Here is a 20,636-nt window from a genome sequence, read left to right as displayed (position 1 = left end):
CGCTACTGAAAAGGCAGGGTAATGCTGCAAATTGATACCTGGAAGAGGGTGCTCATCTGGCTGGTCTGCGTGGCCGGCCTTTTGGCTGCCCTGCCCAATGCGTTCTACACCCGTGTGGAACAATCCAATGACGCCTGGGCCCAAATTGAGGTTGAGGGCGAAACCCCTGAGCGTCTGACCGTGGCCGAGCAATGGCCCGAGTGGATGCCCTCGGGGCTTGTGAACCTCGGTCTTGACCTGCGCGGTGGCGCGCATCTTCTGGCCGAAGTTCAGGTCAGCGATGTCTACACCGCTCGGATGGATGCGCTCTGGCCCGAGGTGCGCAATGTCTTGCGTGATGAGCGCGGCACCATCGGCACGTTTCGCCGCATCCCCGAGGCACCCGCGGATCAGATTCGTCTGCGCCTGTCGGATGCTGCGGGCATGAGCCGCGCCCTTGAACTGGTGCGCGGTCTGGCCAATCCGGTGACCTCGCTCACCGGGGCGGGCGCTACCGACATTACCGTCAGCGGGCAGGGGGATGTGATCACCATTGCGCTTTCGGATGAGGAAAAACTCGCCTCTGACGATCGCACCGTGCGCCAGTCGCTTGAAATCATCCGCCGCCGGATCGACGAGGTTGGCACCCGTGAGCCCACCATCCAGCGCCAGGGCAGCGACCGGATCCTCATTCAGGTGCCGGGGATTGGGTCCGCCGCCGAGCTGAAAGAGATCATCGGCACCACCGCGCAACTGACGTTTAATCCGGTGGTGAGCCGTGGCTCTGACGCTGATGCCAGCGCGGGGATCGGCAATAAGTTGATCCCGTCGATTGATGAGCCGGGCACCTACTACACGGTAGAATCCGCGCCTGTGGTCACCGGCGAGGAATTGGTCGACGCGCAGCCTGCCTTTGATCAGAATGGCCAGCCTGCAGTGAATTTCCGCTTTAATACGGCGGGGGCCCGTAAATTTGGCGACTACACGGCGCAAAACATCGGCGCACCCTTTGCCATTGTGCTCGACGACGAGGTGATCTCCGCTCCGGTGATCCGCTCGCATATCCCCGGTGGCTCCGGCATTATCACCGGGAACTTCAGCGTTGAGGACAGCACCCAGCTTGCGGTGCTGCTGCGCGCGGGCGCGCTGCCTGCGGAGTTGCAATTCCTCGAAGAGCGCACCATCGGCCCGGAGCTTGGTCAGGACAGTATTGATGCGGGTAAGGTGGCGACTGTTGTCGCCTTTGCCGCCGTGCTGGTCTTTATGGTGCTGAGTTACGGTCTGTTTGGCTTCTTTGCCAATATCGCGCTGATTTTGAACATCGCGCTGATTTTCGGCGCGCTAAGCCTGATTGGCGGCACGCTGACCCTTCCGGGCATCGCCGGTATCGTTCTGACAGTGGGTATGGCGGTGGACGCCAATGTGCTGATCTTTGAACGCATCCGCGAAGAACTAAAGGCAGGGCGGGGTCCGGCGCGCGCGATTGACGAGGGCTACGCCAAGGCGCTCTCGGCGATCGTGGATGCCAATATCACCACCTTCATCACCGCCGTGATCCTCTTCGCAATCGGCTCCGGCCCGGTGCGTGGCTTTGCCATTACCCTTGGCCTCGGCATTCTGACCTCGGTCTTCACCGCGATTTTCGTCACCCGACTGATCATCGTGATGTGGTTCGAACGTCGCCGTCCCAAAACCATCGAGGTGTAACTGATGCGCTTGAAACTGGTACCCGAAGGAACCTCCTTCGATTTCTTCAGGCTGTGGAAGCTCTGGCTCGGCATCTCTGCCATGATGGTCGTGATCGGCTTTGCCTCCTTTGCGCTGCAGGGGCTGAACTTTGGCATCGACTTCCGGGGCGGCACCACCATCCGCACCGAGGCGACGCAGGATCTTGATATCGGGGTTTACCGCGATGCCATCGCGCCGCTGGAACTGGGCGACATCACTATCACTGAGGTGTTTGATCCGACGTTTGACGAAGATCAGCATGTCGCCATGATCCGCATTGAGGCGCAGGAAGACGGTGAGGCATTGTCCAGTACCGTTATCGCCGATGTGCAAGGCGCGCTGGATGCGGTTGCGCCGGGGATCAAGTTCATCTCGGTCGAAAGCGTCGGCCCGAAGGTTTCGGGCGAATTGGTACAGACGGCGATCATGGCGGTGGCTTTGGCCATCGGCGCGGTGCTTGTCTATATCTGGTTGCGGTTTGAGTGGCAGTTTGCCCTTGGTGCAGTGGCGGCGCTTGTGCACGATGTGATCCTGACCATCGGCGTGTTCTCCGAACTGCAGATCAAGTTCGACCTTGCGATCATCGCGGCCCTTCTGACCATTGTGGGCTATTCGTTGAACGATACTGTGGTGGTGTTTGACCGGGTACGAGAGAACCTGCGCCGCTACAAACAAAAGCCGCTGGCCGAGGTCCTGAACATCTCGATCAACGAGACACTGAGCCGGACAATGATGACCTCTGTGACAACATTGCTGGCGCTGATCTCGCTCTATGTTCTGGGCGGCGACGTGATCCGCGGGTTTGTCTTTGCGATGATCTGGGGCGTTGTGGTCGGGACCTATTCGTCGATCTTCGTGGCCTCCACCATCCTGCTGTGGCTGGGCGTAAAGCGCGACTGGACCAAGAACAACGACACCACAGGCAATCAGTTCGCCAATATCGACGCCTGATTGGCGCACTATGACCCTGAGACAGCCGCAGCGTGATGCTGCGGCTGTTTGCATTTCAGCAAGGTTCTATGTGCGGCGATGCGTGCTGGGGGCGCTGCCCCCAGACCCCCGGGATATTTGGGGTTAGAAGAAGCAGGGCTTCATCTTTTTCTAAATACCTCGGAGCGCGAGGCAGAGCCGCGCTTTCTCACTTGTTGGTTTCGAAGGTGGTATTGGCGTGATATTCAGAGGGGCGAACATGCTGACAGGAGATCCGCTATGCGCCTCAATGAAGTGGTCTATTCCGATGCCGTACCAATTGATGGATATGGTGCGGGATTCTTTCGCGTCGGTGGTGAGGTCAAGGACGGCGCTATCCTGACCGGGGCGAAGGGGACATCCACTTGGGGTGGGTATACCGATCAGGCGTCTTTGTTGGCGCTGGCGGGAGACGTGGATGTTCTGTTCATCGGCACCGGGGCTGAGATTGCGCATATCCCAAGTGAGCTGCGTCAGGTGCTGGAAGAGGCGGGATTGGGGGTTGAGGTGATGAACTCTCCCGCTGCCTGCCGTACCTATAATGTGCTTTTGTCCGAAGGCCGGCGTATTGCACTGGCAGCACTGCCGGTTTGATCTGGCGCAAGGCGGTGCGGGGCTATCGCTGCTTTTGCTGAGCCGTGATAAGGCGTTGGGCCAGAAGAGCAACAAATCGGAACAAACATGATTGCGGTCAGGGATCTTGGGGTAAGCCGGGGCGGGATGCCGGTGCTGGCAGGGGTGCAATTTGCGCTCTCGTCGGGCGAGGCGCTGGTGTTGCGCGGCCCTAACGGGATTGGCAAGACCACGCTGTTGCGCACGCTTGCGCGCCTGCAACCGCCGCTCTGTGGTGAAATCCTCGGGGACGTAGATGATATCGCTTATGCGGCCCATGCGGATGGGTTGAAGTTGACGCTGACGGTGGACGAAAACCTCGCCTTCTGGGCGCGGGTGTTTGGGGGCGGCGACCCTGAAGCTGCGATTAGGGCGTTTGATCTGGCTTCGCTGCGGGACCGTCCGGCTGGGGGGCTGTCTGCGGGGCAAAAGCGCCGCCTGTCCTTGGCGCGGCTGATGGTCACGGGGCGGCGGCTCTGGATTTTGGATGAACCCACCGTCAGTTTGGATGCAGCCTCCGTTCAATTATTTGCCTCGACCATTCGCAGCCATCTGGCGGCGGGCGGAGCGGCGATCATGGCGACCCATATTGATCTCGGGATCGAGGGGCGTGTTCTGGACCTTGCCCCGTTCAAGGCAAAGCTTCCGGCCTTTGATGCGGATGACGCGGGGGGCTTCTTGTGATCGCGCTGCTGGTTCGGGATTTGCGGCTGGCCTTTCGCGCCGGGGGCGGCTTTGGCTTAGGCCTTGCGTTCTTTTTGATCGTGACGGTGATGGTGCCGTTCTCAGTCGGGCCGAACTCCGACACGCTGTCGTTGATTGCGCCGGGGATCCTGTGGCTCGGAGCCTTGTTGGCGTGCCTGTTGTCGCTGGATCGCCTCTTGGCACTGGATTGGGAGGATGGCTCGCTCGATTTGCTGGCCACGGCCCCCTTGCCGCTCGAAGGTGTGTTGAGCATCAAGGCGTTGGCGCATTGGCTGACCACCGGGCTGCCGCTGGTTCTGGCTGCGCCTGTGCTGGGGGTGCTGCTGAACTTGCCTGCTGGCGGATATCTCTGGATCACGCTGTCGCTGTTGATTGGCACCCCGGCGCTGTCGGTGGTTGGCACCTTTGGCGCGGCGCTGACTGTGGGGCTGAAACGTGGCGGTTTGCTGTTGTCGCTTCTGGTGATGCCGCTTTATGTGCCGACCTTGATTTTTGGCGCCGAAGTCGCCCGCCGGGGAGCCTCAGGTATGAGCGTGGAAACTCCCCTGTTGATGTTGGCTGGGATTACTCTTGGCACCATCGCCCTTTTGCCCTTTGCCTCCGCTGCCGTGCTGCGCGTCAATTTGCGCTGATGGCGGTGATTGTGATGACCGGAAACAAGAGCTAGATAGCCACCATGTCGATCTGGGAATATGCCAATCCGAAGAAGTTCCTGCGCACCAGCGAGCGCGTGTTGCCAGCCCTCTGGGTGGCAGCAGGCGCATGTATTGTGGGCGGGTTGATCTGGGGATTCTTCTTCACGCCGGATGATTACCGGCAGGGCTCTACCGTCAAGATCATCTACCTGCATGTGCCCGCCGCACTGATGGCGATCAATGCATGGTTCATGATGCTGGTGGCCTCGCTGATCTGGGTGATCCGCCGCCATCACGTGAGCGCACTGGCCGCCAAGGCCGCCGCGCCCGTGGGCGTGGTGATGACGCTGATTGCTCTGATTACCGGCGCGATCTGGGGCCAACCGATGTGGGGCACGTGGTGGGCGTGGGATCCGCGACTTACCTCGTTCCTCGTGCTGTTCCTGTTCTACCTTGGCTATATCGCGCTGTGGGAGGCGATTGATAATCCCGACACTGCCGCAGATCTGACCTCGATTCTCTGCTTGGTGGGGTCGGTTTTTGCTGTCCTGTCGCGTTATGCGGTCAATTTCTGGAACCAGGGCCTGCATCAGGGGGCATCGCTGTCGCTTGATAAGGAAGAGAATGTCGCGGATGTTTTTGCCTTTCCGCTTTATGCCTGCATGGCCGGGTTCGGCTTGTTGTTTGTTGCGCTGGTGCTCTATCGCACTGGCACCGAAATTCGTGCGCGCCGGATGTCTGCACTGATCGCGCGGGAAAGGATGATGGATGCCTGATCTGGGGAAATATGCCGACACCGTGCTGTCCGCTTATGGGGTGTCGCTGCTGCTGTTGCTGGCGCTCTTGGTGATGACCTTGATGCGCGGCGCAAAAGTACGGGCAGACTTGAAACAGGTTGAGGAAAGGATGCGCCGCAATGGCTAAAATCTCGCCGATGATGGCTATTCCTGTCGTGGTGTTTGCAGCGTTTGTGGGCCTCGCCCTCGTGGGCATGGGACGTGAAGACCCCGAAAGCCTGCCCTCGGCGCGCGAAGGCAAAACCGCCCCGCCAGTGGCGCTGAATGAGTTCCCCGGCAAAGAGAATTTTGACGACGCCACACTGCGCGATGGTGAGGTCAAGCTGGTGAACTATTGGGCCAGCTGGTGTGGTCCTTGCCGCGCCGAACACCCCAGCCTGACGGCGCTCTCGGAAGAGGGCGTGCCGATTTACGGGGTGAACTACAAGGATCAGCTGGGCAACGCGCAGAGCTTCCTTGAGGAACTGGGCGATCCTTACGCTGCAGTCGGCCGGGACGAGCAGGGCCGGATGGCACTGGACTGGGGGCTGTACGGCGTGCCGGAAACCTATGTGATTGACGGCGAGGGCACCATCGTGCTGCGCTTTGCCGGGCCGATCACCAGCCGTGTGCTGGAAGAGACCATTCGCCCGGCGATGGAAAAGGCGGCGCAATAGGCGCGGTTACAACCTGTAACCGCCCGCGACAGTTAGGATCTCACCGGTGATGAAGCTGGCCTCGTCTGAGGCCAGAAAACGCACCGCCTTTGCGATGTCCTCCGGCGTGCCGGGGCGTCCAAGGGCGGTGTCCTTGACAAACAGTTGCGTTAAATCGTCGGAACGGGGCGCTTCGGGGACGTTGATCGCCCCCGGTGCCACCGCATTGACACGGATGCCCTGCGGGCCGAGCTCTTTTGCCATCGCCTTGGTCCAGAGATTGAGCGCAGCCTTGCTGGCCCCGTAGGTCGCCGCCCCGCGCGGTGGCAGATCCGCGTTCATCGAGGAGATATTGACGATCGCAGCCCCCGCACTCAGATGCGGCAATGCTGCCGTCAACAGCGCTTGGGGGGCGATGGCGTTTAACTCAAACACCTGCCGGTGTGCCTCGGCGTTAAAGCTCTCTATTGGGGTGCTACGAACAAGCCCGGCATTGTTAACGATGACATCAATGCGCCCAAAATGATCCATCGCTCGGGCCACCAGATTTTCGGCACTGCCATCCTGCAACAAATCACAAGAATAAGAGAGCACATTGCTCTGGGCCTCAAGATCGTCAGAGGGCTTTGTCTTTTGATAGGAACGCAGGACATTGTGGTCAGCGGCAAATTTTGCGGCAATTGCGCGTCCAATGCCATAGGTGCCACCCGTAATAAGGACCGTGCGTGTCATGAGGTACTCCTGCGTTGGGATAGACGCAGTGAACCCTCTACCGCTCAGTGATGCAAGCGGCCAACCGTGTTGATGCGTCAGGTGCCGAAGCGGCGCTGAAGTTCGGTGTCATGGGGCAACTGCCCGATGACCCCCATATCGACCGTATCATAGGACTGGGTGTCGATTTCACGACGCAGATAGCGGGACTGGAACTCCATCAAGGAGCCATCCGCGATAATCACATCCACATAGGCGTCAAAGATCTCTTTGTTTTCCCAGAGGCTTACGGATTTTATTTCACCGCCTTCCCGGTCGCAAAACAGCCGGGTTTCAAAGCAGCCCACGCGCTGGCGCTTCTCATCGCGCGCCAGAGCGGCTGCAAGTTCGAGAACTTCGTCGAAATTTTCCCGGTGCGGGTAATATCTGGTGAAGACAGCGATCATTTTGCGCCTCGCGTTTTGTCGCCTTAACTGACGGCATCCTAATACAATTTTCGTTATTCTTACATTACCAACGTAAACATAACGGAAAAGGGCGGCATCCTGTGCCGCCCTTTCAACATATCGCAAAGTCTGGATGCGTAGATCAGCTTTTTGCAAGCTTACGCAGCACGTAATGCAGCACGCCACCGTTCTCGATGTACTCGATTTCAGGCGCGGTATCGATGCGGCACTTAAGAGTGATGGTGGTCTTGGTGCCATCGCCATAGGTGATATCGCAGTCGACCTCTTGCAATGGTTTGACCGTTTCCAGACCGCGAATATCGACCGTTTCATCGCCCGTGAGTTTGAGCGATTTGCGTGTGTCACCACCTGTGAACTCGAACGGAATAACGCCCATACCCACGAGGTTGGAACGGTGAATACGCTCAAAGCTCTCTGCGATCACAGCCTTAACCCCCAAGAGCGCGGTGCCCTTGGCCGCCCAATCGCGTGAGGAGCCCGCGCCATATTGCTCGCCACCAAAGACCACCAGCGGGGTGCCCGCGTCCTGATGCGCCATCGATGCCTCATAGACCGAGGTCTGCGCACCATCGGGACCTTTGGTATAGCCGCCCTCAACACCGTCGAGCATCTCGTTCTTGATGCGGATATTGGCAAAAGTGCCGCGCATCATGATTTCGTGGTTGCCGCGACGCGAGCCATAGGAGTTGAACTCGCGCGGCTGCACCTGACGGTCCAGCAGGTATTTGCCCGCCGGTGTGGTGGTCGCAAACGAGCCCGCCGGAGAGATGTGGTCGGTGGTGACCATATCGCCAAGGATCAACAGGGGCTTGGCACCGACGACGTCCTGAATGGTGCCCGGCTCCGTGCCCATGCCCTGAAAATAGGGTGGGTTTTGGATATAGGTCGAGGCGGCGGGCCAGTCGTAGGTTTCGGCCTCGGTGGTCTCCACGCTCTGCCATTTCTCGTCGCCCTTGAAGACATCGGCGTATTTGGATTGGAACGCCTCGCGGGTTACGGTGGCTTCGACCAGATCGGCGATCTCCTTCTGGGTGGGCCAGATGTCCTTCAGGTAGACGTCATTGCCGTCCTTGTCCTGTCCCAGCGGATCACGCGCAAGATCGACATTCATGTCGCCCGCCAGCGCATAGGCGACCACCAGCGGCGGCGAGGCGAGGTAGTTGGCGCGCACATCCGGGCTGATGCGACCCTCAAAGTTGCGGTTGCCGGACAATACCGAGGTTGCGACCAGATCGCCCTCGGCAATTGCCTCGGAGAACTCTTTCTGGATCGGGCCGGAGTTGCCGATACAGGTGGTGCAGCCATAGCCCACCAGGTTGAACCCGATCGCATCCAGATGCTTTTGCAGCCCTGCGGCCTCCAGATAGTGAGAGACCACCTGCGAGCCCGGTGCCAGCGATGTTTTGACCCAAGGTTTGCGGTTGAGGCCCAGCTCATGCGCTTTTTTCGCCACCAGACCGGCACCGATCATCACATAGGGGTTCGAGGTGTTGGTGCAGGAGGTGATCGAGGCGATCACAACCGAGCCGTCACGCAGCGCGAATTCTTCGCCCTTAACGGGGTGGGACTTGCAGGGATCAATCGGCGCGGTCGGGGCAGGGCCCTCAGATGCCATGTCAACGGCATCCGCCGAGGCATCAACGCCGCGATAATCCGAAACCACTTTTTTGAAGGCCCCCGCTGCCGCATCAAGTGCGACATAATCCTGCGGACGTTTCGGGCCAGAGATCGCAGGCACGATGGTGCCCATGTCGAGGCTCAGCGTGTCGGTATAAATCGGCTCATAGTTTTCATCGCGCCAGAAACCGTTTTCCTTGGCATAGGCCTCGACCAGCGCGATGCGGTCCTCGTCGCGGCCGGTGTTGCGCAGGTAGCGAATGGTCTCATTGTCGATCGGGAAGAAGCCGCAAGTTGCACCATACTCGGGAGCCATATTGGCAATGGTCGCGCGATCCGCCAGCGGCAGATTGTCGAGACCCGAGCCGTAGAATTCGACGAATTTACCCACCACGCCCAGCTCGCGCAGCATCTCAACCACTTTCAGCACAAGGTCTGTGCCGGTGGTGCCTTCGACCATCTCGCCGGTCAGCTCAAAACCAACAACCTCGGGAATCAGCATGGAAATCGGCTGGCCAAGCATGGCGGCCTCGGCCTCGATACCGCCCACGCCCCAGCCAAGCACAGCAGCACCATTGACCATGGTGGTGTGGCTGTCTGTGCCCACCAAAGTATCCGGATACGCCACTTCCTCGCCGTTTTGATCCACATCGGACCACACGGTCTGGGCCAGGTATTCAAGGTTCACCTGATGGCAGATGCCGGTGCCGGGTGGCACCACGCGGAAGTTGTTGAATGCACCTTGGCCCCATTTCAGGAACTGGTAGCGCTCCATATTGCGCTCATATTCGCGGTCCACGTTCATCTGGAAGGCGCGCGGATTGCCGAATTCGTCGATCATCACCGAGTGGTCGATCACCAGATCAACGGGCACCAAGGGGTTGATTTTATTGGCATCACCGCCGAGGTTTTTGATCCCGTCGCGCATCGCGGCCAGGTCGACCACCGCAGGGACGCCGGTGAAATCCTGCATCAACACACGGGCCGGGCGATAAGCGATCTCGCGCGGGTTCTTACCGCCGTTTTTCGCCCACTCACCAAAGGCCTTGATGTCATCGGTGGAGACGGAAAAACCGCCGTCTTCAAATCGAAGCAGGTTTTCCAGCACCACCTTCAGTGCTGCGGGCAGTTTGGTAAAATCACCATATCCCGCATCTGTTGCTGCCGGGATGGAGTAGTATGAAATGGATTTTCCTTTCACGCTCAGCGTTTTGCGTGTCTTGGCTGTGTCCTGTCCGACGGTGATGGGCATGTTGGCCTCCCTCGTGAGTGCAATTAGGGACTTCGCTGCTGCTTGTCTGCATCATGCAGACATGTCGTTCAATAGTGATGACATAAGTGGATATAGTGTTGCATACCTCGGTATACAATAGGGTATTGGATTTGGTGACACCTCTTTCAAGAATGATTGATTGGCCATTGAGGCGGTCCGGGCGTACACCCGTAACCCTAACAATCTGATGGGCGACTCATGCGGCTTATTTCGCTTTCCTCTCTGATTTTCTCTGCAATTTGCGCAGTTTCCAGTCCCGTGGCTGCAGAACCGACGCCTGTGGTGGTAGAACTCTTTACCTCGCAGGGTTGTTCCTCCTGTCCGCCTGCGGATGAATTGGTCAAACGCCTGTCTGAACGTGAGGACATTCTGCCCTTGGCGTTTCATGTGGACTACTGGGACTATATCGGCTGGGCCGATGTTTTTGCAGACCCGGCCCACACCGACCGTCAGCGTGGCTATGCGCAGGTGGGGGGGCGCAACATGATCTACACGCCACAAATGATTGTTATGGGGCGCGAAGATGTTGTTGGGGCCGACGTGATGGAGGTCTCCGAGGTGCTGGGCAGTTATGTGGGTCAGAAACCCAAGATGCACCTGACGGTCGCACGCGACTCCGAAACACTGGCTGTGCGCGCGCCAGAACTTCCTGATGGGATGAGCGGGCAGTTTCGGGTGCAGTTGGTGCGCTACATGCCGCTCAAGCGGGTTGAGATCAAACGGGGGGAATTGGCAGGTAACACGGTTGATTATGCCAATATCGTAGAGAGCGTGCAGGTCCTTACGGATTGGACCGGAGCCGAGCCACTGGAGTTGTCCGTCGCATTGCCCGGAGATCTGCCAGCAGCGGTCTTGGTTCAGGAATGGCCCTTTGGCCCGATCCTTGCCGCAGCGCGGGCCGATTAACGCCTGTCGCGTTCACGCGATCGGCGCTGCCCGGTTGTTTCCTGAAAACCCGAGCCGCGCGAAACTGGCTTACTCTGTCGCGGAATGCTTTTGGCTGGTTTAGTCCTGATAGTCAGGGTGGGGCGTATCATGCATGGGTTTCCAGCGCCGATGTAGCCAGAACCACTGCCCCATATGATCGCGAATGCGCCGTTCCAGATCGTCGCAGACGGCTTGCGTCATTGTGATGGGGTCGGAATGTGCGATTTCTTCGGCCACAACCACATCGAAATCCATCCCGTTCTCGCGGCGGATGCCATAGATCGGGATAAAGGCAGCCTTGTATTTCAGCGCCAACTCCGCAGGAACTGTGGAGGTCAGCGCGGGGCGGCCGAAAAATGGCAGATATTGTCCGCCCATCGCGTGCATATCGGCGACAATGGCAATGTTTCCGCCCGCTTTCAGGTGCCGCACCATCTCGACCATGCCGCGTTTTCCCTGCTCAAACATCGGCTTACCGGTGGCGGAAATCGCTTTGACGTAATGGTCATTGAAATAGGGGTTGGCCATGCGGCGATAGAGCGACCCCATGTTGAATCCCATCTGCACCAGCTTTGAACGCGCGGCGTCATAATTGCCAAAATGACCGGTGACCAGAACCACCGGACGCCCCTCAGCACGGGCAGTTTCGAGCGCAGCAAGGCCGGGTCCGCTGATGTCAGCGGCCTTTGCCCGCTCCCAAAATGGGACCCCTGCATATAGCTCGGCCAATGTGCGCCCGACATTGTCCGCGACCTCATGGCAGAGACGGTCAACCTCCTGGCTGCTCAGATCGGGGCGGGTGTATTGCAGATTGCGGCGCACCCGTTTGTGAAACCCCACCAATGGTGCAAGTTTGCGCAGGGTCCAGCCCATGGCGGGCACCCGCCAGCGATAGGGGATGAGCTTGAGCGTGCCGATCAGCCCGCGCAACACCACATTACTGGCAAAGTACTTTGCACGCTGGGAAAAAGTCAGCTCTGACTGAGCTACAGGCATGGGGATTGGTGCTCCTGCTGGCGATATCGCAACGCCGGATCATAGTGGCCTCAGACTGGATGCACAAGAAACCGCAAATGAGAAACCCGCACCAAGGGGGCGCGGGTTTCAGGTAATCCGACCGAGGGAACAGACAGATTACTCTTCTTCTTCGTCCGACTTCAGTTCGATATCGCCGTTGACGACCATCTCGCGCAGCAGGTTGACGATGAGGCCAAAGGCAGCCTCGCCATCGGCGCGTTTCACGCGGCCCAGCTGATTTGCTTCTTCGCGCAGGTTGTTGGCCATGCGGGTCGACATGTTTTCCAACAGGAAGGTGACGGAGGCCACATCGTCTTCTTCGGTGGCAAAGGCGATGGCGGTGGTCAATTCCTGCGGTCCCAGCGCGCGCACCAGTTTCGGCACATCCATGGCCTCGACCTTTTGGGCGATGAGCGCGAAGGTGAAGATCGATTTGCGCACGTCGGTTGCAAATTCTTCATCCTCCTCATCAAGGGCGGTCAGCACCTCCTCGCGTTTGGCGGCGGCGGATTGTGTCAGGATCGCACCAACACGTTGGCCGGGCGTTTGCTCAAACGCCACCTGCGGCCGGGCCTCGATTTGAGACGCCAGCGACAGACCGATGCGATCCACCGTGTCGGGGGTGACATTGCTGGTCTGGCTCACCGCATAGGTAATGCGGCGCGCGAGGGGGCCAGGCAGGTGCTGCAGCATCTGAGCGGCCTTGGCGGTGTCGATCTTCGACAGCAGCACGGCCGCGACCTCGGTGCTTTCGGCCTTGGCCAGATCGGCGAGTTCCTCCGGAGGCAGCTTGCGCAGCCGCTCCCAAGGATCGCCAAACTGACGCACGCCGGCTTCTTTGCGCAGGCGGCTGTGGGTATGGCGGCTGATCTTACCTTCCATCGCGGTCAGCGCACCGGCGAGACCGTTAGGGAAGGAAAGCCCAATGTTTTCCAACTGTTCTGCAAATTCTGCGGCCACCGCATGCAACGTCTGGCGATCCACCAGACGCATTTTGCCCATCTGCTGCGTCAGTTCGAGCTGCAGATCGTCTGGCAATTCTTCAAGCGGTACGTCTGCGCCTTCGTTGAGAAGAAGGCGCACGACGATTGCGGCTTTGGCTTTGCCGCTCAAACCAGGGAGACCCCCGGAAAGAGCAGGTGCCGGTGCGGCTGGCGCGAAATCGCCAAGCCCCATATCCGGAGATGCCATGGGGAGCGCTAAGGCTGATGATTGTTCCATTCTTGAACCTTGACCCGAAAAGATTCTCTTTCTGTCAGATCACAAGATAGACCGTTAGCCGTAAAGAAAGCCTGAAGCTTAGTAGTTAACGGTGACTCCTGTTTGAATTGCTTGTCTCAGCGAGGTCTCAGCCCATGTTCCCTCGCCCCCGCGGGCCTTGATTTCTTTCCACTGAGCCAGCGCTTGCGCATATTGTCCTGTCTCAACAAAGCCTTGCGCCATATAGCTGCGGGCCAGGATATTGTCGGGGTCCTGCGCAATCGCGCGGGTGTAATACTCCGAAGCAAGGTCACTGCGACCCAATTTGCGATTTGTGAACCCCCAATAGGTCAGGACGCGGCTATCCGTCTGCTCTGGGTGGGCGGCCAGTACCGCCTGTGCGTCCTCAAAGCGGTCGAGATAGGCCAGCTCGCGCGCGGTCTCCAGAAGTTGCTGACCGTTCAGGGATGATTCTTCGGGTTTCACGCATTTCTTGGCCTCATCGTCCCAAACCCGCTTGCCCCAGCATTTCTTTGTGGTTTCTGAGGGTGTCGGCGGGGTGGTCGTGTCCCCGCCAGCCGCGAACCCAGCGATCGGCATGGAAAAGGGCAGGGCGAGAGCAAGGGCAATAGCAGTAAAGCGCATGAGGACCTCCTGTGGTTTCTATCAATGACTACGTCGAAAACCCGGGTGCTGCGCAAAATAAGTGATCACGATGGCGTGAAAACTCAGCGACGATTGTCACGGTGGCATCATGCGCAGTCTGAAAGATCGACAGAAGGAAATTTTTGATCAAATTATAGTGCCGGGAGGAGTGCTGAATGGATTTATCAATAGTGCGGGCGTCACCGCAGGATTTCAAAACCGTTGCGTGCCTTGTTCATGCGTTGCTGCAAGAACTCTCTGGAGGCAAGGCAACACCTATCGGTGAGCTTGAAGAGACCGCACAGGTCGTCCTGAGCAAACACGGGGTTTTCGCGCTTCTGGCAGTGTCCGAGGGGCAGCCGCTTGGGGTTGTGGTGCTAAATGAATGCGCGGCGATCTACGCGGGTGGAGAATTTGGCGAGATCACGGAGCTTTATGTACGCCCCGAGGCGCGCTCGCTTGGGGTGGCTGCGCGATTGGTAGAGGCGGCAATCGTGGAGGCAACGCGCCATGGTTGGCACCGGATTGAGGTCGGCGCGCCGCCGCAGCCTGAGTGGGCGCGCACGATGCAGTTCTATTTGCGCAACGGATTTGAAGAGGTCGGCCCGCGCCTGCGCCGCCGTCTGTAAGCCAATGAAAAACCCCGCCGGTAAGGGCGGGGGTTCAGATGCGCACGGGAGGACGGGGTTATTCGCCAAACACCCGCTTGAAGATCGTGTCGACATGTTTGGTGTGATAGCCCATGTCGAATTTCTCGTTGATGCCGTCCTCGCCCAAGGCGGCAACAACCTCAGTGTCGGCCAGCAGAAGCTCACGGAAATCGACGCGATCTTCCCAGACCTTGAGCGCGTTGCGCTGCACCATGGAATAGGCATCCTCGCGGCTGACACCGGCCTGTGTCAGGGCCAGCAGCACGCGCTGGGACATCACCAGACCCGGGAATTTGTTCATATTGTCGAGCATGTTTTCCGGGAATACCAGCATCTTGTCGATGACGCCCGCCAAACGGTGCAGCGCGAAATCGAGCGTCACGGTGGCGTCAGGGCCGATGCCGCGCTCCACCGAGGAATGCGAGATGTCACGCTCGTGCCAGAGCGCCACGTTTTCCATCGCCGGGATCACCGACATGCGCACCAGACGGGCGAGACCGGTGAGGTTTTCGGTAAGAACCGGGTTCTTCTTGTGCGGCATCGCCGAGGAGCCCTTTTGGCCCATGGAGAAGAACTCGGCCCCTTCGAGCACCTCAGTCCGCTGCATGTGGCGGATCTCGATCGCGATGTTTTCAATCGAGGAGGCAATCACGCCGAGAGTGGCAAAGAACATGGCGTGGCGGTCGCGCGGGATCACCTGCGTAGAAATCGGCTCCGGGTTCAGGCCCAGTTGTTCGCAGACGTGTTCTTCGACGCGCGGATCGATATTGGCAAAGGTGCCCACAGCGCCGGAGATCGCACCGGTGGCAATTTCCTCGCGTGCGGCGATCAGGCGTTTCTTGTTGCGGTCCATTTCCGCATAGAAACGCGCAAAGGTCAGACCCATGGTGGTGGGTTCGGCGTGGATGCCGTGGCTGCGGCCAACGCGCACGGTGTCCTTGTGTTCCAGCGCGCGTTTCTTCAGCGCCTCCAAGAGCTTGTCCATGCCGACCATCAACAGGTCCGCAGCGCGCGTCAGCTGCACATTGAAGCAGGTATCAAGCACATCCGAGGAGGTCATGCCCTGATGCACAAAACGCGCTTCTTCCGATCCGACATGCTCTGCCAGATGGGTCAGAAAGGCGATGACGTCATGTTTGGTAACGGCTTCGATCTCGTCGATGCGGGCGACGTCAAACTCGACGTCCTTGGCTTTCCAGACCGCCTCCGCGTTTTCGCGCGGGATCACGCCGAGGTTCGCCATGGCGTCGCAGGCGTGCGCCTCAATCTCGTACCAGATGCGGAACTTGGTCTCGGGAGACCAGACGGCAACCATATCGGGGCGGGCGTAGCGGGGGATCATAGGCAGCAGCACCTTTCAAAGACGGTGGAAGAGATGGCGCTCTCATAGACGAGCGATGCCCCGGCGGCAAGCGCCGCGCCGCCGCAGCGCGGCACCGCTGTCCAAAATCCCCGTCAGAGGCGTGGTGTGAGTCCGTCAAAGCAGGCTTTGTTCTCGCAATAGACCGGACAGGTCGCCAGTTGGTCATGGCGGGCCTGAAGATCACCGCAAGCCCCCTGCGCGAGGCAGCTTGCGCAGCGCGACACCATCTGCATCAGGCGGCGCGCCTCGCCTTCGGGGTCACGCGCCAGACGCGCGGCCTGATCTATGCCGAGCCGCTGGCTCATTCCATTGACGAGATCGGCGCTGTCACTCAGCTTGCGCATCAGTCCCATGGTGGGCATCCTCCTGTTGCTGGCTGTGGCAACCCTAATGAGGAACGCGCGCCGCGCCTTGATGTCGATCAAATGGCTGCGGCGTCGATGTCCTGACCTTCCTGAGACATATCGGGGAGCTTTGGCGCATCTTCCAGCCGTGTCTCGACCCGAGAGCTTTGTTCAAGGGTGCGATGCACCGGGCATTTGTCGGCAATCTCCAACAGTTTGGCGCGTTGCTCCTGATCCAGATCGCCCTGCAAATGGATCACCCGCATAAACCGGTCGATCTTGGCAGGACCAGAAGGGATCGCGTCCTGCGCGTGGACCTTGTCGTGACAGACCTCAACGCTGATCCCTTCCAGCAGCCAGCCCTTGCGCCGTGCATACATCCTCAGCGTCATCGACGTACAGGCCCCAAGCCCCGCCGCCACAAACCCATAAGGCGACAGTCCGCGATTGGTGCCGCCATAGGCTTCGGGCTCATCTGCCAACACATGATGGTAGGGGCCGTTTTGCACATCCTGCAAGAACCCCTCCGGGTCGGCCTCGGTGACGCGGATGACGCCTTCGGGTGCGCCGGGCGGGGGTGCTGGGGGCTTCATATCCACATAGCGCGTGGCCCATGTGGCGATCATGTCTGCGGCATATTCCGCATCGCAAGGATCGGTGATCAGATGGTCGGCGTCATCCAAGGTGACAAAGCTCTTGGGGTGGCGCGCGGCCTGAAAGATCTCGGCGGCATTGTCGATGCCAACGGTGGCATCGCGTGGCGCATGCATCACCAGCAGTGCGGCCCCAAGGTCTGCCACCGCTTCGCCAAGCTCTGTCTGGCGGATGTCATCGACAAACTCCTTACCGATCACAAAAGGACGCCCGCCGAGGTTCACCTCTGCCTGCCCGTCGCGATTGATCGCCTCAAGCGCGTCTTCGAAGTGATGCGCCACATGACCCGGATCAAAGGGGGCGCCCAGCGTCACCACGCTCTTGACCGATGGGATGCCTGCGCGTGCCCGCAAGACTGCGGCTCCCCCCAGCGAGTGACCGATCAGCATGTCGGGCGCCATGTTGCGGCTGGCCAGATAGCGCGCCGCCGCGATCAGATCCGCAACATTGGAGGTAAAGCTGGTATTGGCAAACTCTCCCCCGGAATGACCAAGGCCCGTGAAATCGAACCGCAACACTGCGATCCCCATGGCCGACAGTCGCGCGGCAATCCGCCGGGCGGCGGGGATGTCCTTGGAACAGGTGAAGCAATGGGCAAAAAGGGCGGTGGCCAGCACCGGCCCCTCGGGCAGGTCGAGGCGCGCGGCAAGGTCATGTCCGGCGTGGCCGGTGAAACTGATGCGTTCGGTGGGCATGGGCGTGGCTTTCGGGGCTTGGCTTTTATGGGTCGGCTTTCCTAAGGTGCGCCGACGTCAGGGTTACGGCAAGGCGGCTGTCACAACCGTCACGGGAAGGTGAAGGAGCGTCAAATGAATGTGCATGATGTGTCAGGCCAAGCGATTGCCGGCATTGGACGGTTTACGCCCTTGGATGCGCGCGACCGGGACATGTGGGCGCGCCTCGTGAGGTTCTGCGCAAATGAACCCCGCGCGTTTGAGCGCGACCCGCAGGTTGGCCATGTCACCGCATCTGCCTTCGTGCTGTCGCCGGACCTTACGTCGGTGTTGTTGACCCATCACGCGAAACTTGACCGCTGGCTGCAATTGGGTGGGCACTGCGATGGTATTCAGGATGCCTGTTTCAACGCCACCAAAGAGGCCTATGAAGAAAGCGGACTGTCCCACATTCGGCTGCTGACGCCCGAGGTCTTTGACGTCGATGTGCATGAGATCCCGGCCTCGGCCAAAGAACCGGCACATCTGCATTACGATGTGCGCTATCTTTTTGTGGCGGAGGCGGGGGAGCCTTTGGTGAGCGAGGAATCTCATGCGCTGGCTTGGGTGCCACTGGACCAGCTGGGCGAGGAGGCCGAAAGCGTTGCGGTTTTGGCGCGCAAATGGCCGCTCTGGCGGGAGCGGCTGGACCTGTGAAAGCCGTATTGAAACTGTGCCGCGTCGGGACTTGGGCGCTGTTGATCCTCAGCAGCCTCTCTCTGGCGGGCGGATTTCTGGGCGAGTTGCATCCGCTTGGCGATAGCCTTGCGGTCTTTCGCGTACCCTTTGCCGGGCTTGCGATGATCTGTGCCTTTATCCTGCGCCGCGATGCGCGCGCGGCCTTGCTGGGGGCGGTGGCGACAGGGGTGATGCTGGTCAATTGGCTGAACCATTCTCCCACAGCAGAGAACCCGACCGCGCAACAATTGACCCTCTATCAGAAAAACATGCTGTGGCGGAATGACGGCAACGAGAGCCTGATGGAGGCCATTCGCACCTCGGGCGCGGATATCGTCACGCTGGAGGAAATCTCTCGCGAAAATATGCCGATCCTTGGTGATTTGCGAACCGACTATCCGGTACAGCAGTTCTGCCCGTTTCGCCGGGTCGGAGGTGTCGCGGTGCTGGCGCGCGGCGTCACGGCGACCAACAGGCTCGCCTGTGCAGAGGACCTCGGGCTGGCCGCGATGGAGGTCGAGGGGCCAACAGGGCGGTTCTGGGTGGCGGCGCTGCATCTGCCGTGGCCATGGCCGCATGAGCAGGCCGAGCATGTGGACAGGGTGGTAAAGCGGCTGGAGACCCTAGACGGGCCGGTGATCCTCGCCGGGGATTTCAACGCCGTGGGCTGGTCCACTGCGGTGGCGCAGATCGGCGCGGCAGGCGGCATGGCGCGGGTCGGCCCCTTTGCGGCGACGTTTGATCTGCCGCCGCTGGGTTACCCCATCGGCATTGACCATGTACTGGCCCCGGGAGGCAAAGGCGAGATCGAGATACAGCCGAAACTCGCCTCTGACCATCACGGGGTTCTGGCCCATCTGCCATGGCCAGACGCGCCGCAGTGAGGCGCAGACATTATATCTGCCCCATGAGCGCGGGATCAAAGGGGTAGGTGGTCAGGTTCTCATATCCATCCTCGGTGATCAGAACCTGATCTTCGAGCTTGATAGAGAAATCGCCGCCGACCTCGCCCACCAATGCCTCCACGCAGAGCACCATCCCCGGCTCTAGCGGATAGTCAAACGCACCTACCACCGCTTGATCCGGGTAAGCCACCAAGGGCCATTCGTCACACAGCCCCACACCATGCATCAGGCAGCCGTATTTCTGCGCCTGATATTTCGCATCCAACACATGGGTGCCTGCCGTGAGCTCCGGGATCATTACGCCTGGTTTCAGCATTTCCATATTGGTCATGATGTGTTCATGCGCGTGCTGCATCGCATAGATCATGTCCGGGCGCGGCTTTTGATCACCGATCCACCAACTGCGCGAAATATCGACACAAATCCCGTAGCTGCCGACCAGATCGGTATCAAAGGAAATGATCTCGTTGCGCTGGGTGATGCGCGGGCCGCATTCCTGAAACCACGGGTTCGTGCGTGGCCCTGAAGCCAGCAGCCGCGTCTCGATCCATTCGCCCCCCCGGCGGATGTTTTCCGCATGCAAAACCGCCCAGATGTCATCCTCCGAGGTCTTGCCATCGCCCACATTGGCGCGGGCAAAATCCTCCATCGCCTTCACGGCGGTCTCGCAGGCATGGGACGCACAGCGCATGGCAAGGATCTCGTCTTTGCCCTTGATTGCGCGGGCCTTTTCGGTGACTTCCTCACCTTCCATGACCTCGAACCCCTGCGCCTCAAGTGCGCGCAGCCCGTGCAGCATGACCTTGTCCACCGCCAGACGCATATTGCCGCCGCCGTGTTCGCCAATCAGCACGCGGATCTCATTCGAGAGCGCATCGGCGGCCACATCAACCTTGTCGCCGCGGTCAAAGTAGAACAGATCCGCGCCGGAACGCTGTTCGCGCACCAAGGGGTTGAACGTCGACAGGAACGGCGAGTTCTTATAGTCCCAGATCGCCATGTAGCCATCCGCGCACAGTAGCAGCGCACGAAATGGGTTATGGGTGTTCCACAGCTGCATATTGGTGCTGTCGGTGGCGTAGCGGATGTTGAGCGGGTCAAACATCAGCAGACCGCCGTAGCCGCGCTCCACAATCGCCTGTGTCAGCCGCTGCCAGCGGTAGTGGCGCATGGCTTCCAGATTGGGCAGCTCCAGCCCCGCAGCGGCCCATTCCGAAAACGCCAACTGTGTGGGGCCAATTTCGATCCGGTCATTGTCATTGGCGCTGCCATCGCCCAACACGGACCCACGGCTGGGGTCGATCTTTCGACGATCACGGAAGTGTTCGTTCATCTTCGCCTCCCTGGCTCTTTGACCTCAGCCTGCCGGGGCTTGCGCGGCGTGGCGTTTCCAAATGCGACCCGGAGCATGT

General features: G+C 59.7%; 22 protein-coding genes. 12 read left to right on the top strand and 10 right to left on the bottom strand.

The features are described 5' to 3' along the window. The first annotated feature begins 21 nt into the window (after positions 1-21). The 8 genes from secD to UB90_RS21455 all read left to right on the top strand — a co-directional run bounded on the left by secD (position 22) and on the right by UB90_RS21455 (position 6,081). A complete protein-coding gene (gene secD / locus UB90_RS23170) occupies positions 22-1,686 on the top strand; it encodes a protein translocase subunit SecD (protein ID WP_065324869.1) in 1,665 nt (554 codons plus the stop codon). A 3-nt stretch (positions 1,687-1,689) separates the two neighbouring features. Next, positions 1,690-2,658 (top strand): protein translocase subunit SecF, encoded by a 969-nt coding sequence (secF, locus tag UB90_RS23165; protein ID WP_005651473.1) that lies wholly within the window; start codon positions 1,690-1,692, stop codon positions 2,656-2,658. Positions 2,659-2,916: 258 nt separating this feature from the next. Continuing rightward, positions 2,917-3,270, top strand: coding sequence for an Mth938-like domain-containing protein (locus tag UB90_RS21480; protein ID WP_065324870.1), 354 nt, complete (start codon positions 2,917-2,919; stop codon positions 3,268-3,270). 87 nt (positions 3,271-3,357) lie between these two features. Next, positions 3,358-3,972, top strand: a complete 615-nt coding sequence (gene ccmA / locus UB90_RS21475) for a heme ABC exporter ATP-binding protein CcmA (RefSeq protein ID WP_065324871.1) — start codon at positions 3,358-3,360, stop codon at positions 3,970-3,972. Next, a complete protein-coding gene (gene ccmB / locus UB90_RS21470) occupies positions 3,969-4,625 on the top strand; it encodes a heme exporter protein CcmB (RefSeq protein ID WP_065323645.1) in 657 nt (218 codons plus the stop codon). Before ccmA ends, ccmB begins: the two co-directional genes overlap by 4 nt. Before the next feature lie 44 nt (positions 4,626-4,669). Then, the gene (locus tag UB90_RS21465; RefSeq protein ID WP_005626506.1) at positions 4,670-5,404 is read left to right on the top strand and encodes a heme ABC transporter permease; all 735 of its coding nucleotides are present in this window, start codon (positions 4,670-4,672) and stop codon (positions 5,402-5,404) included. Continuing rightward, positions 5,397-5,552 (top strand): heme exporter protein CcmD, encoded by a 156-nt coding sequence (ccmD, locus tag UB90_RS21460; RefSeq protein WP_005626503.1) that lies wholly within the window; start codon positions 5,397-5,399, stop codon positions 5,550-5,552. The genes UB90_RS21465 and ccmD overlap by 8 nt, the downstream gene beginning before the upstream one ends. Beyond that, positions 5,545-6,081, top strand: coding sequence for a DsbE family thiol:disulfide interchange protein (locus UB90_RS21455; protein WP_065324872.1), 537 nt, complete (start codon positions 5,545-5,547; stop codon positions 6,079-6,081). The genes ccmD and UB90_RS21455 overlap by 8 nt, the downstream gene beginning before the upstream one ends. Positions 6,082-6,087: 6 nt before the next feature. Here the strand turns inward: UB90_RS21455 and UB90_RS21450 are convergent, their stop codons facing one another. The 3 genes from UB90_RS21450 to acnA all read right to left on the bottom strand — a co-directional run bounded on the left by UB90_RS21450 (position 6,088) and on the right by acnA (position 10,107). Then, positions 6,088-6,792, bottom strand: coding sequence for an SDR family NAD(P)-dependent oxidoreductase (locus tag UB90_RS21450; protein WP_065324873.1), 705 nt, complete (start codon positions 6,790-6,792; stop codon positions 6,088-6,090). A 77-nt stretch (positions 6,793-6,869) separates the two neighbouring features. Further along, positions 6,870-7,217, bottom strand: a complete 348-nt coding sequence (locus UB90_RS21445) for an antibiotic biosynthesis monooxygenase (RefSeq protein ID WP_065324874.1) — start codon at positions 7,215-7,217, stop codon at positions 6,870-6,872. A 142-nt stretch (positions 7,218-7,359) separates the two neighbouring features. Next, complete coding sequence (gene acnA / locus UB90_RS21440) at positions 7,360-10,107, bottom strand: aconitate hydratase AcnA (protein ID WP_065324875.1); 2,748 nt, start codon at positions 10,105-10,107, stop codon at positions 7,360-7,362. A gap of 219 nt (positions 10,108-10,326) precedes the next feature. Here acnA and UB90_RS21435 point away from each other — a divergent pair, with 219 nt between their 5' ends. Further along, positions 10,327-11,034: a DUF1223 domain-containing protein gene (locus UB90_RS21435; RefSeq protein WP_065324876.1), complete on the top strand. Its 708-nt coding sequence runs from the start codon at positions 10,327-10,329 to the stop codon at positions 11,032-11,034. Positions 11,035-11,133: 99 nt separating this feature from the next. Here UB90_RS21435 and UB90_RS21430 read toward each other — a convergent pair whose 3' ends face one another. The 3 genes from UB90_RS21430 to UB90_RS21420 all read right to left on the bottom strand — a co-directional run bounded on the left by UB90_RS21430 (position 11,134) and on the right by UB90_RS21420 (position 13,917). Further along, a complete protein-coding gene (locus UB90_RS21430) occupies positions 11,134-12,051 on the bottom strand; it encodes a lysophospholipid acyltransferase family protein (protein WP_065324877.1) in 918 nt (305 codons plus the stop codon). A gap of 138 nt (positions 12,052-12,189) precedes the next feature. Then, the gene (locus UB90_RS21425) at positions 12,190-13,293 is read right to left on the bottom strand and encodes a flagellar motor switch protein FliG (RefSeq protein WP_009178907.1); all 1,104 of its coding nucleotides are present in this window, start codon (positions 13,291-13,293) and stop codon (positions 12,190-12,192) included. A gap of 78 nt (positions 13,294-13,371) precedes the next feature. After that, positions 13,372-13,917, bottom strand: coding sequence for a tetratricopeptide repeat protein (locus UB90_RS21420; RefSeq protein WP_065324878.1), 546 nt, complete (start codon positions 13,915-13,917; stop codon positions 13,372-13,374). Between the two features lie 176 nt (positions 13,918-14,093). Between UB90_RS21420 and UB90_RS21415 the strand changes: the two genes are divergently transcribed. Then, positions 14,094-14,546, top strand: a complete 453-nt coding sequence (locus UB90_RS21415; protein WP_065324879.1) for a GNAT family N-acetyltransferase — start codon at positions 14,094-14,096, stop codon at positions 14,544-14,546. A gap of 58 nt (positions 14,547-14,604) precedes the next feature. Here the strand turns inward: UB90_RS21415 and purB are convergent, their stop codons facing one another. The 3 genes from purB to UB90_RS21400 all read right to left on the bottom strand — a co-directional run bounded on the left by purB (position 14,605) and on the right by UB90_RS21400 (position 17,623). Further along, positions 14,605-15,909 carry an adenylosuccinate lyase gene (purB, locus tag UB90_RS21410; RefSeq protein ID WP_065324880.1) on the bottom strand — a complete coding sequence of 435 codons (1,305 nt, stop codon included), beginning with the start codon at positions 15,907-15,909 and terminating at the stop codon, positions 14,605-14,607. A 113-nt stretch (positions 15,910-16,022) separates the two neighbouring features. Continuing rightward, the gene (locus UB90_RS21405; protein WP_065324881.1) at positions 16,023-16,283 is read right to left on the bottom strand and encodes a DUF6455 family protein; all 261 of its coding nucleotides are present in this window, start codon (positions 16,281-16,283) and stop codon (positions 16,023-16,025) included. A gap of 68 nt (positions 16,284-16,351) precedes the next feature. Next, a complete protein-coding gene (locus tag UB90_RS21400; RefSeq protein ID WP_065324882.1) occupies positions 16,352-17,623 on the bottom strand; it encodes a bifunctional alpha/beta hydrolase/OsmC family protein in 1,272 nt (423 codons plus the stop codon). A 114-nt stretch (positions 17,624-17,737) separates the two neighbouring features. On the opposite strand from UB90_RS21400, the gene UB90_RS21395 reads away from it, so the two are divergent. Both UB90_RS21395 and UB90_RS21390 read left to right on the top strand, forming a co-directional pair. Then, positions 17,738-18,298, top strand: a complete 561-nt coding sequence (locus UB90_RS21395; protein ID WP_065324883.1) for an NUDIX hydrolase — start codon at positions 17,738-17,740, stop codon at positions 18,296-18,298. Beyond that, the gene (locus UB90_RS21390; protein ID WP_227512175.1) at positions 18,295-19,203 is read left to right on the top strand and encodes an endonuclease/exonuclease/phosphatase family protein; all 909 of its coding nucleotides are present in this window, start codon (positions 18,295-18,297) and stop codon (positions 19,201-19,203) included. Before UB90_RS21395 ends, UB90_RS21390 begins: the two co-directional genes overlap by 4 nt. A gap of 10 nt (positions 19,204-19,213) precedes the next feature. On the opposite strand, the gene dddP is transcribed toward UB90_RS21390, so the two are convergent. Beyond that, a complete protein-coding gene (gene dddP / locus UB90_RS21385; protein WP_065324885.1) occupies positions 19,214-20,557 on the bottom strand; it encodes a dimethylsulfonioproprionate lyase DddP in 1,344 nt (447 codons plus the stop codon). Positions 20,558-20,636 lie beyond the last annotated feature (79 nt).

The organism is Tritonibacter mobilis (assembly GCF_001681715.1).
GTDB lineage: Bacteria > Pseudomonadota > Alphaproteobacteria > Rhodobacterales > Rhodobacteraceae > Epibacterium > Epibacterium mobile.
This window is presented reverse-complemented; position numbering and strand designations above follow the sequence as displayed.

Coding starts and splice junctions, on each gene's coding strand:
- UB90_RS21455 (WP_065324872.1), top strand. CDS start 5,545: ATGGCTAAAATCTCGCCGATGATGGCTATTCCTGTCGTGGTGTTTGCA.
- UB90_RS21450 (WP_065324873.1), bottom strand. CDS start 6,792: ATGACACGCACGGTCCTTATTACGGGTGGCACCTATGGCATTGGACGC.
- purB (WP_065324880.1), bottom strand. CDS start 15,909: ATGATCCCCCGCTACGCCCGCCCCGATATGGTTGCCGTCTGGTCTCCC.
- UB90_RS21435 (WP_065324876.1), top strand. CDS start 10,327: ATGCGGCTTATTTCGCTTTCCTCTCTGATTTTCTCTGCAATTTGCGCA.
- UB90_RS21445 (WP_065324874.1), bottom strand. CDS start 7,217: ATGATCGCTGTCTTCACCAGATATTACCCGCACCGGGAAAATTTCGAC.
- UB90_RS21480 (WP_065324870.1), top strand. CDS start 2,917: ATGCGCCTCAATGAAGTGGTCTATTCCGATGCCGTACCAATTGATGGA.
- UB90_RS21430 (WP_065324877.1), bottom strand. CDS start 12,051: ATGCCTGTAGCTCAGTCAGAGCTGACTTTTTCCCAGCGTGCAAAGTAC.
- UB90_RS21405 (WP_065324881.1), bottom strand. CDS start 16,283: ATGGGACTGATGCGCAAGCTGAGTGACAGCGCCGATCTCGTCAATGGA.
- secD (WP_065324869.1), top strand. CDS start 22: ATGCTGCAAATTGATACCTGGAAGAGGGTGCTCATCTGGCTGGTCTGC.
- UB90_RS21400 (WP_065324882.1), bottom strand. CDS start 17,623: ATGCCCACCGAACGCATCAGTTTCACCGGCCACGCCGGACATGACCTT.
- UB90_RS21395 (WP_065324883.1), top strand. CDS start 17,738: ATGAATGTGCATGATGTGTCAGGCCAAGCGATTGCCGGCATTGGACGG.
- ccmA (WP_065324871.1), top strand. CDS start 3,358: ATGATTGCGGTCAGGGATCTTGGGGTAAGCCGGGGCGGGATGCCGGTG.
- UB90_RS21420 (WP_065324878.1), bottom strand. CDS start 13,917: ATGCGCTTTACTGCTATTGCCCTTGCTCTCGCCCTGCCCTTTTCCATG.
- secF (WP_005651473.1), top strand. CDS start 1,690: ATGCGCTTGAAACTGGTACCCGAAGGAACCTCCTTCGATTTCTTCAGG.
- acnA (WP_065324875.1), bottom strand. CDS start 10,107: ATGCCCATCACCGTCGGACAGGACACAGCCAAGACACGCAAAACGCTG.
- ccmD (WP_005626503.1), top strand. CDS start 5,397: ATGCCTGATCTGGGGAAATATGCCGACACCGTGCTGTCCGCTTATGGG.
- dddP (WP_065324885.1), bottom strand. CDS start 20,557: ATGAACGAACACTTCCGTGATCGTCGAAAGATCGACCCCAGCCGTGGG.
- UB90_RS21425 (WP_009178907.1), bottom strand. CDS start 13,293: ATGGAACAATCATCAGCCTTAGCGCTCCCCATGGCATCTCCGGATATG.
- UB90_RS21415 (WP_065324879.1), top strand. CDS start 14,094: ATGGATTTATCAATAGTGCGGGCGTCACCGCAGGATTTCAAAACCGTT.
- UB90_RS21465 (WP_005626506.1), top strand. CDS start 4,670: ATGTCGATCTGGGAATATGCCAATCCGAAGAAGTTCCTGCGCACCAGC.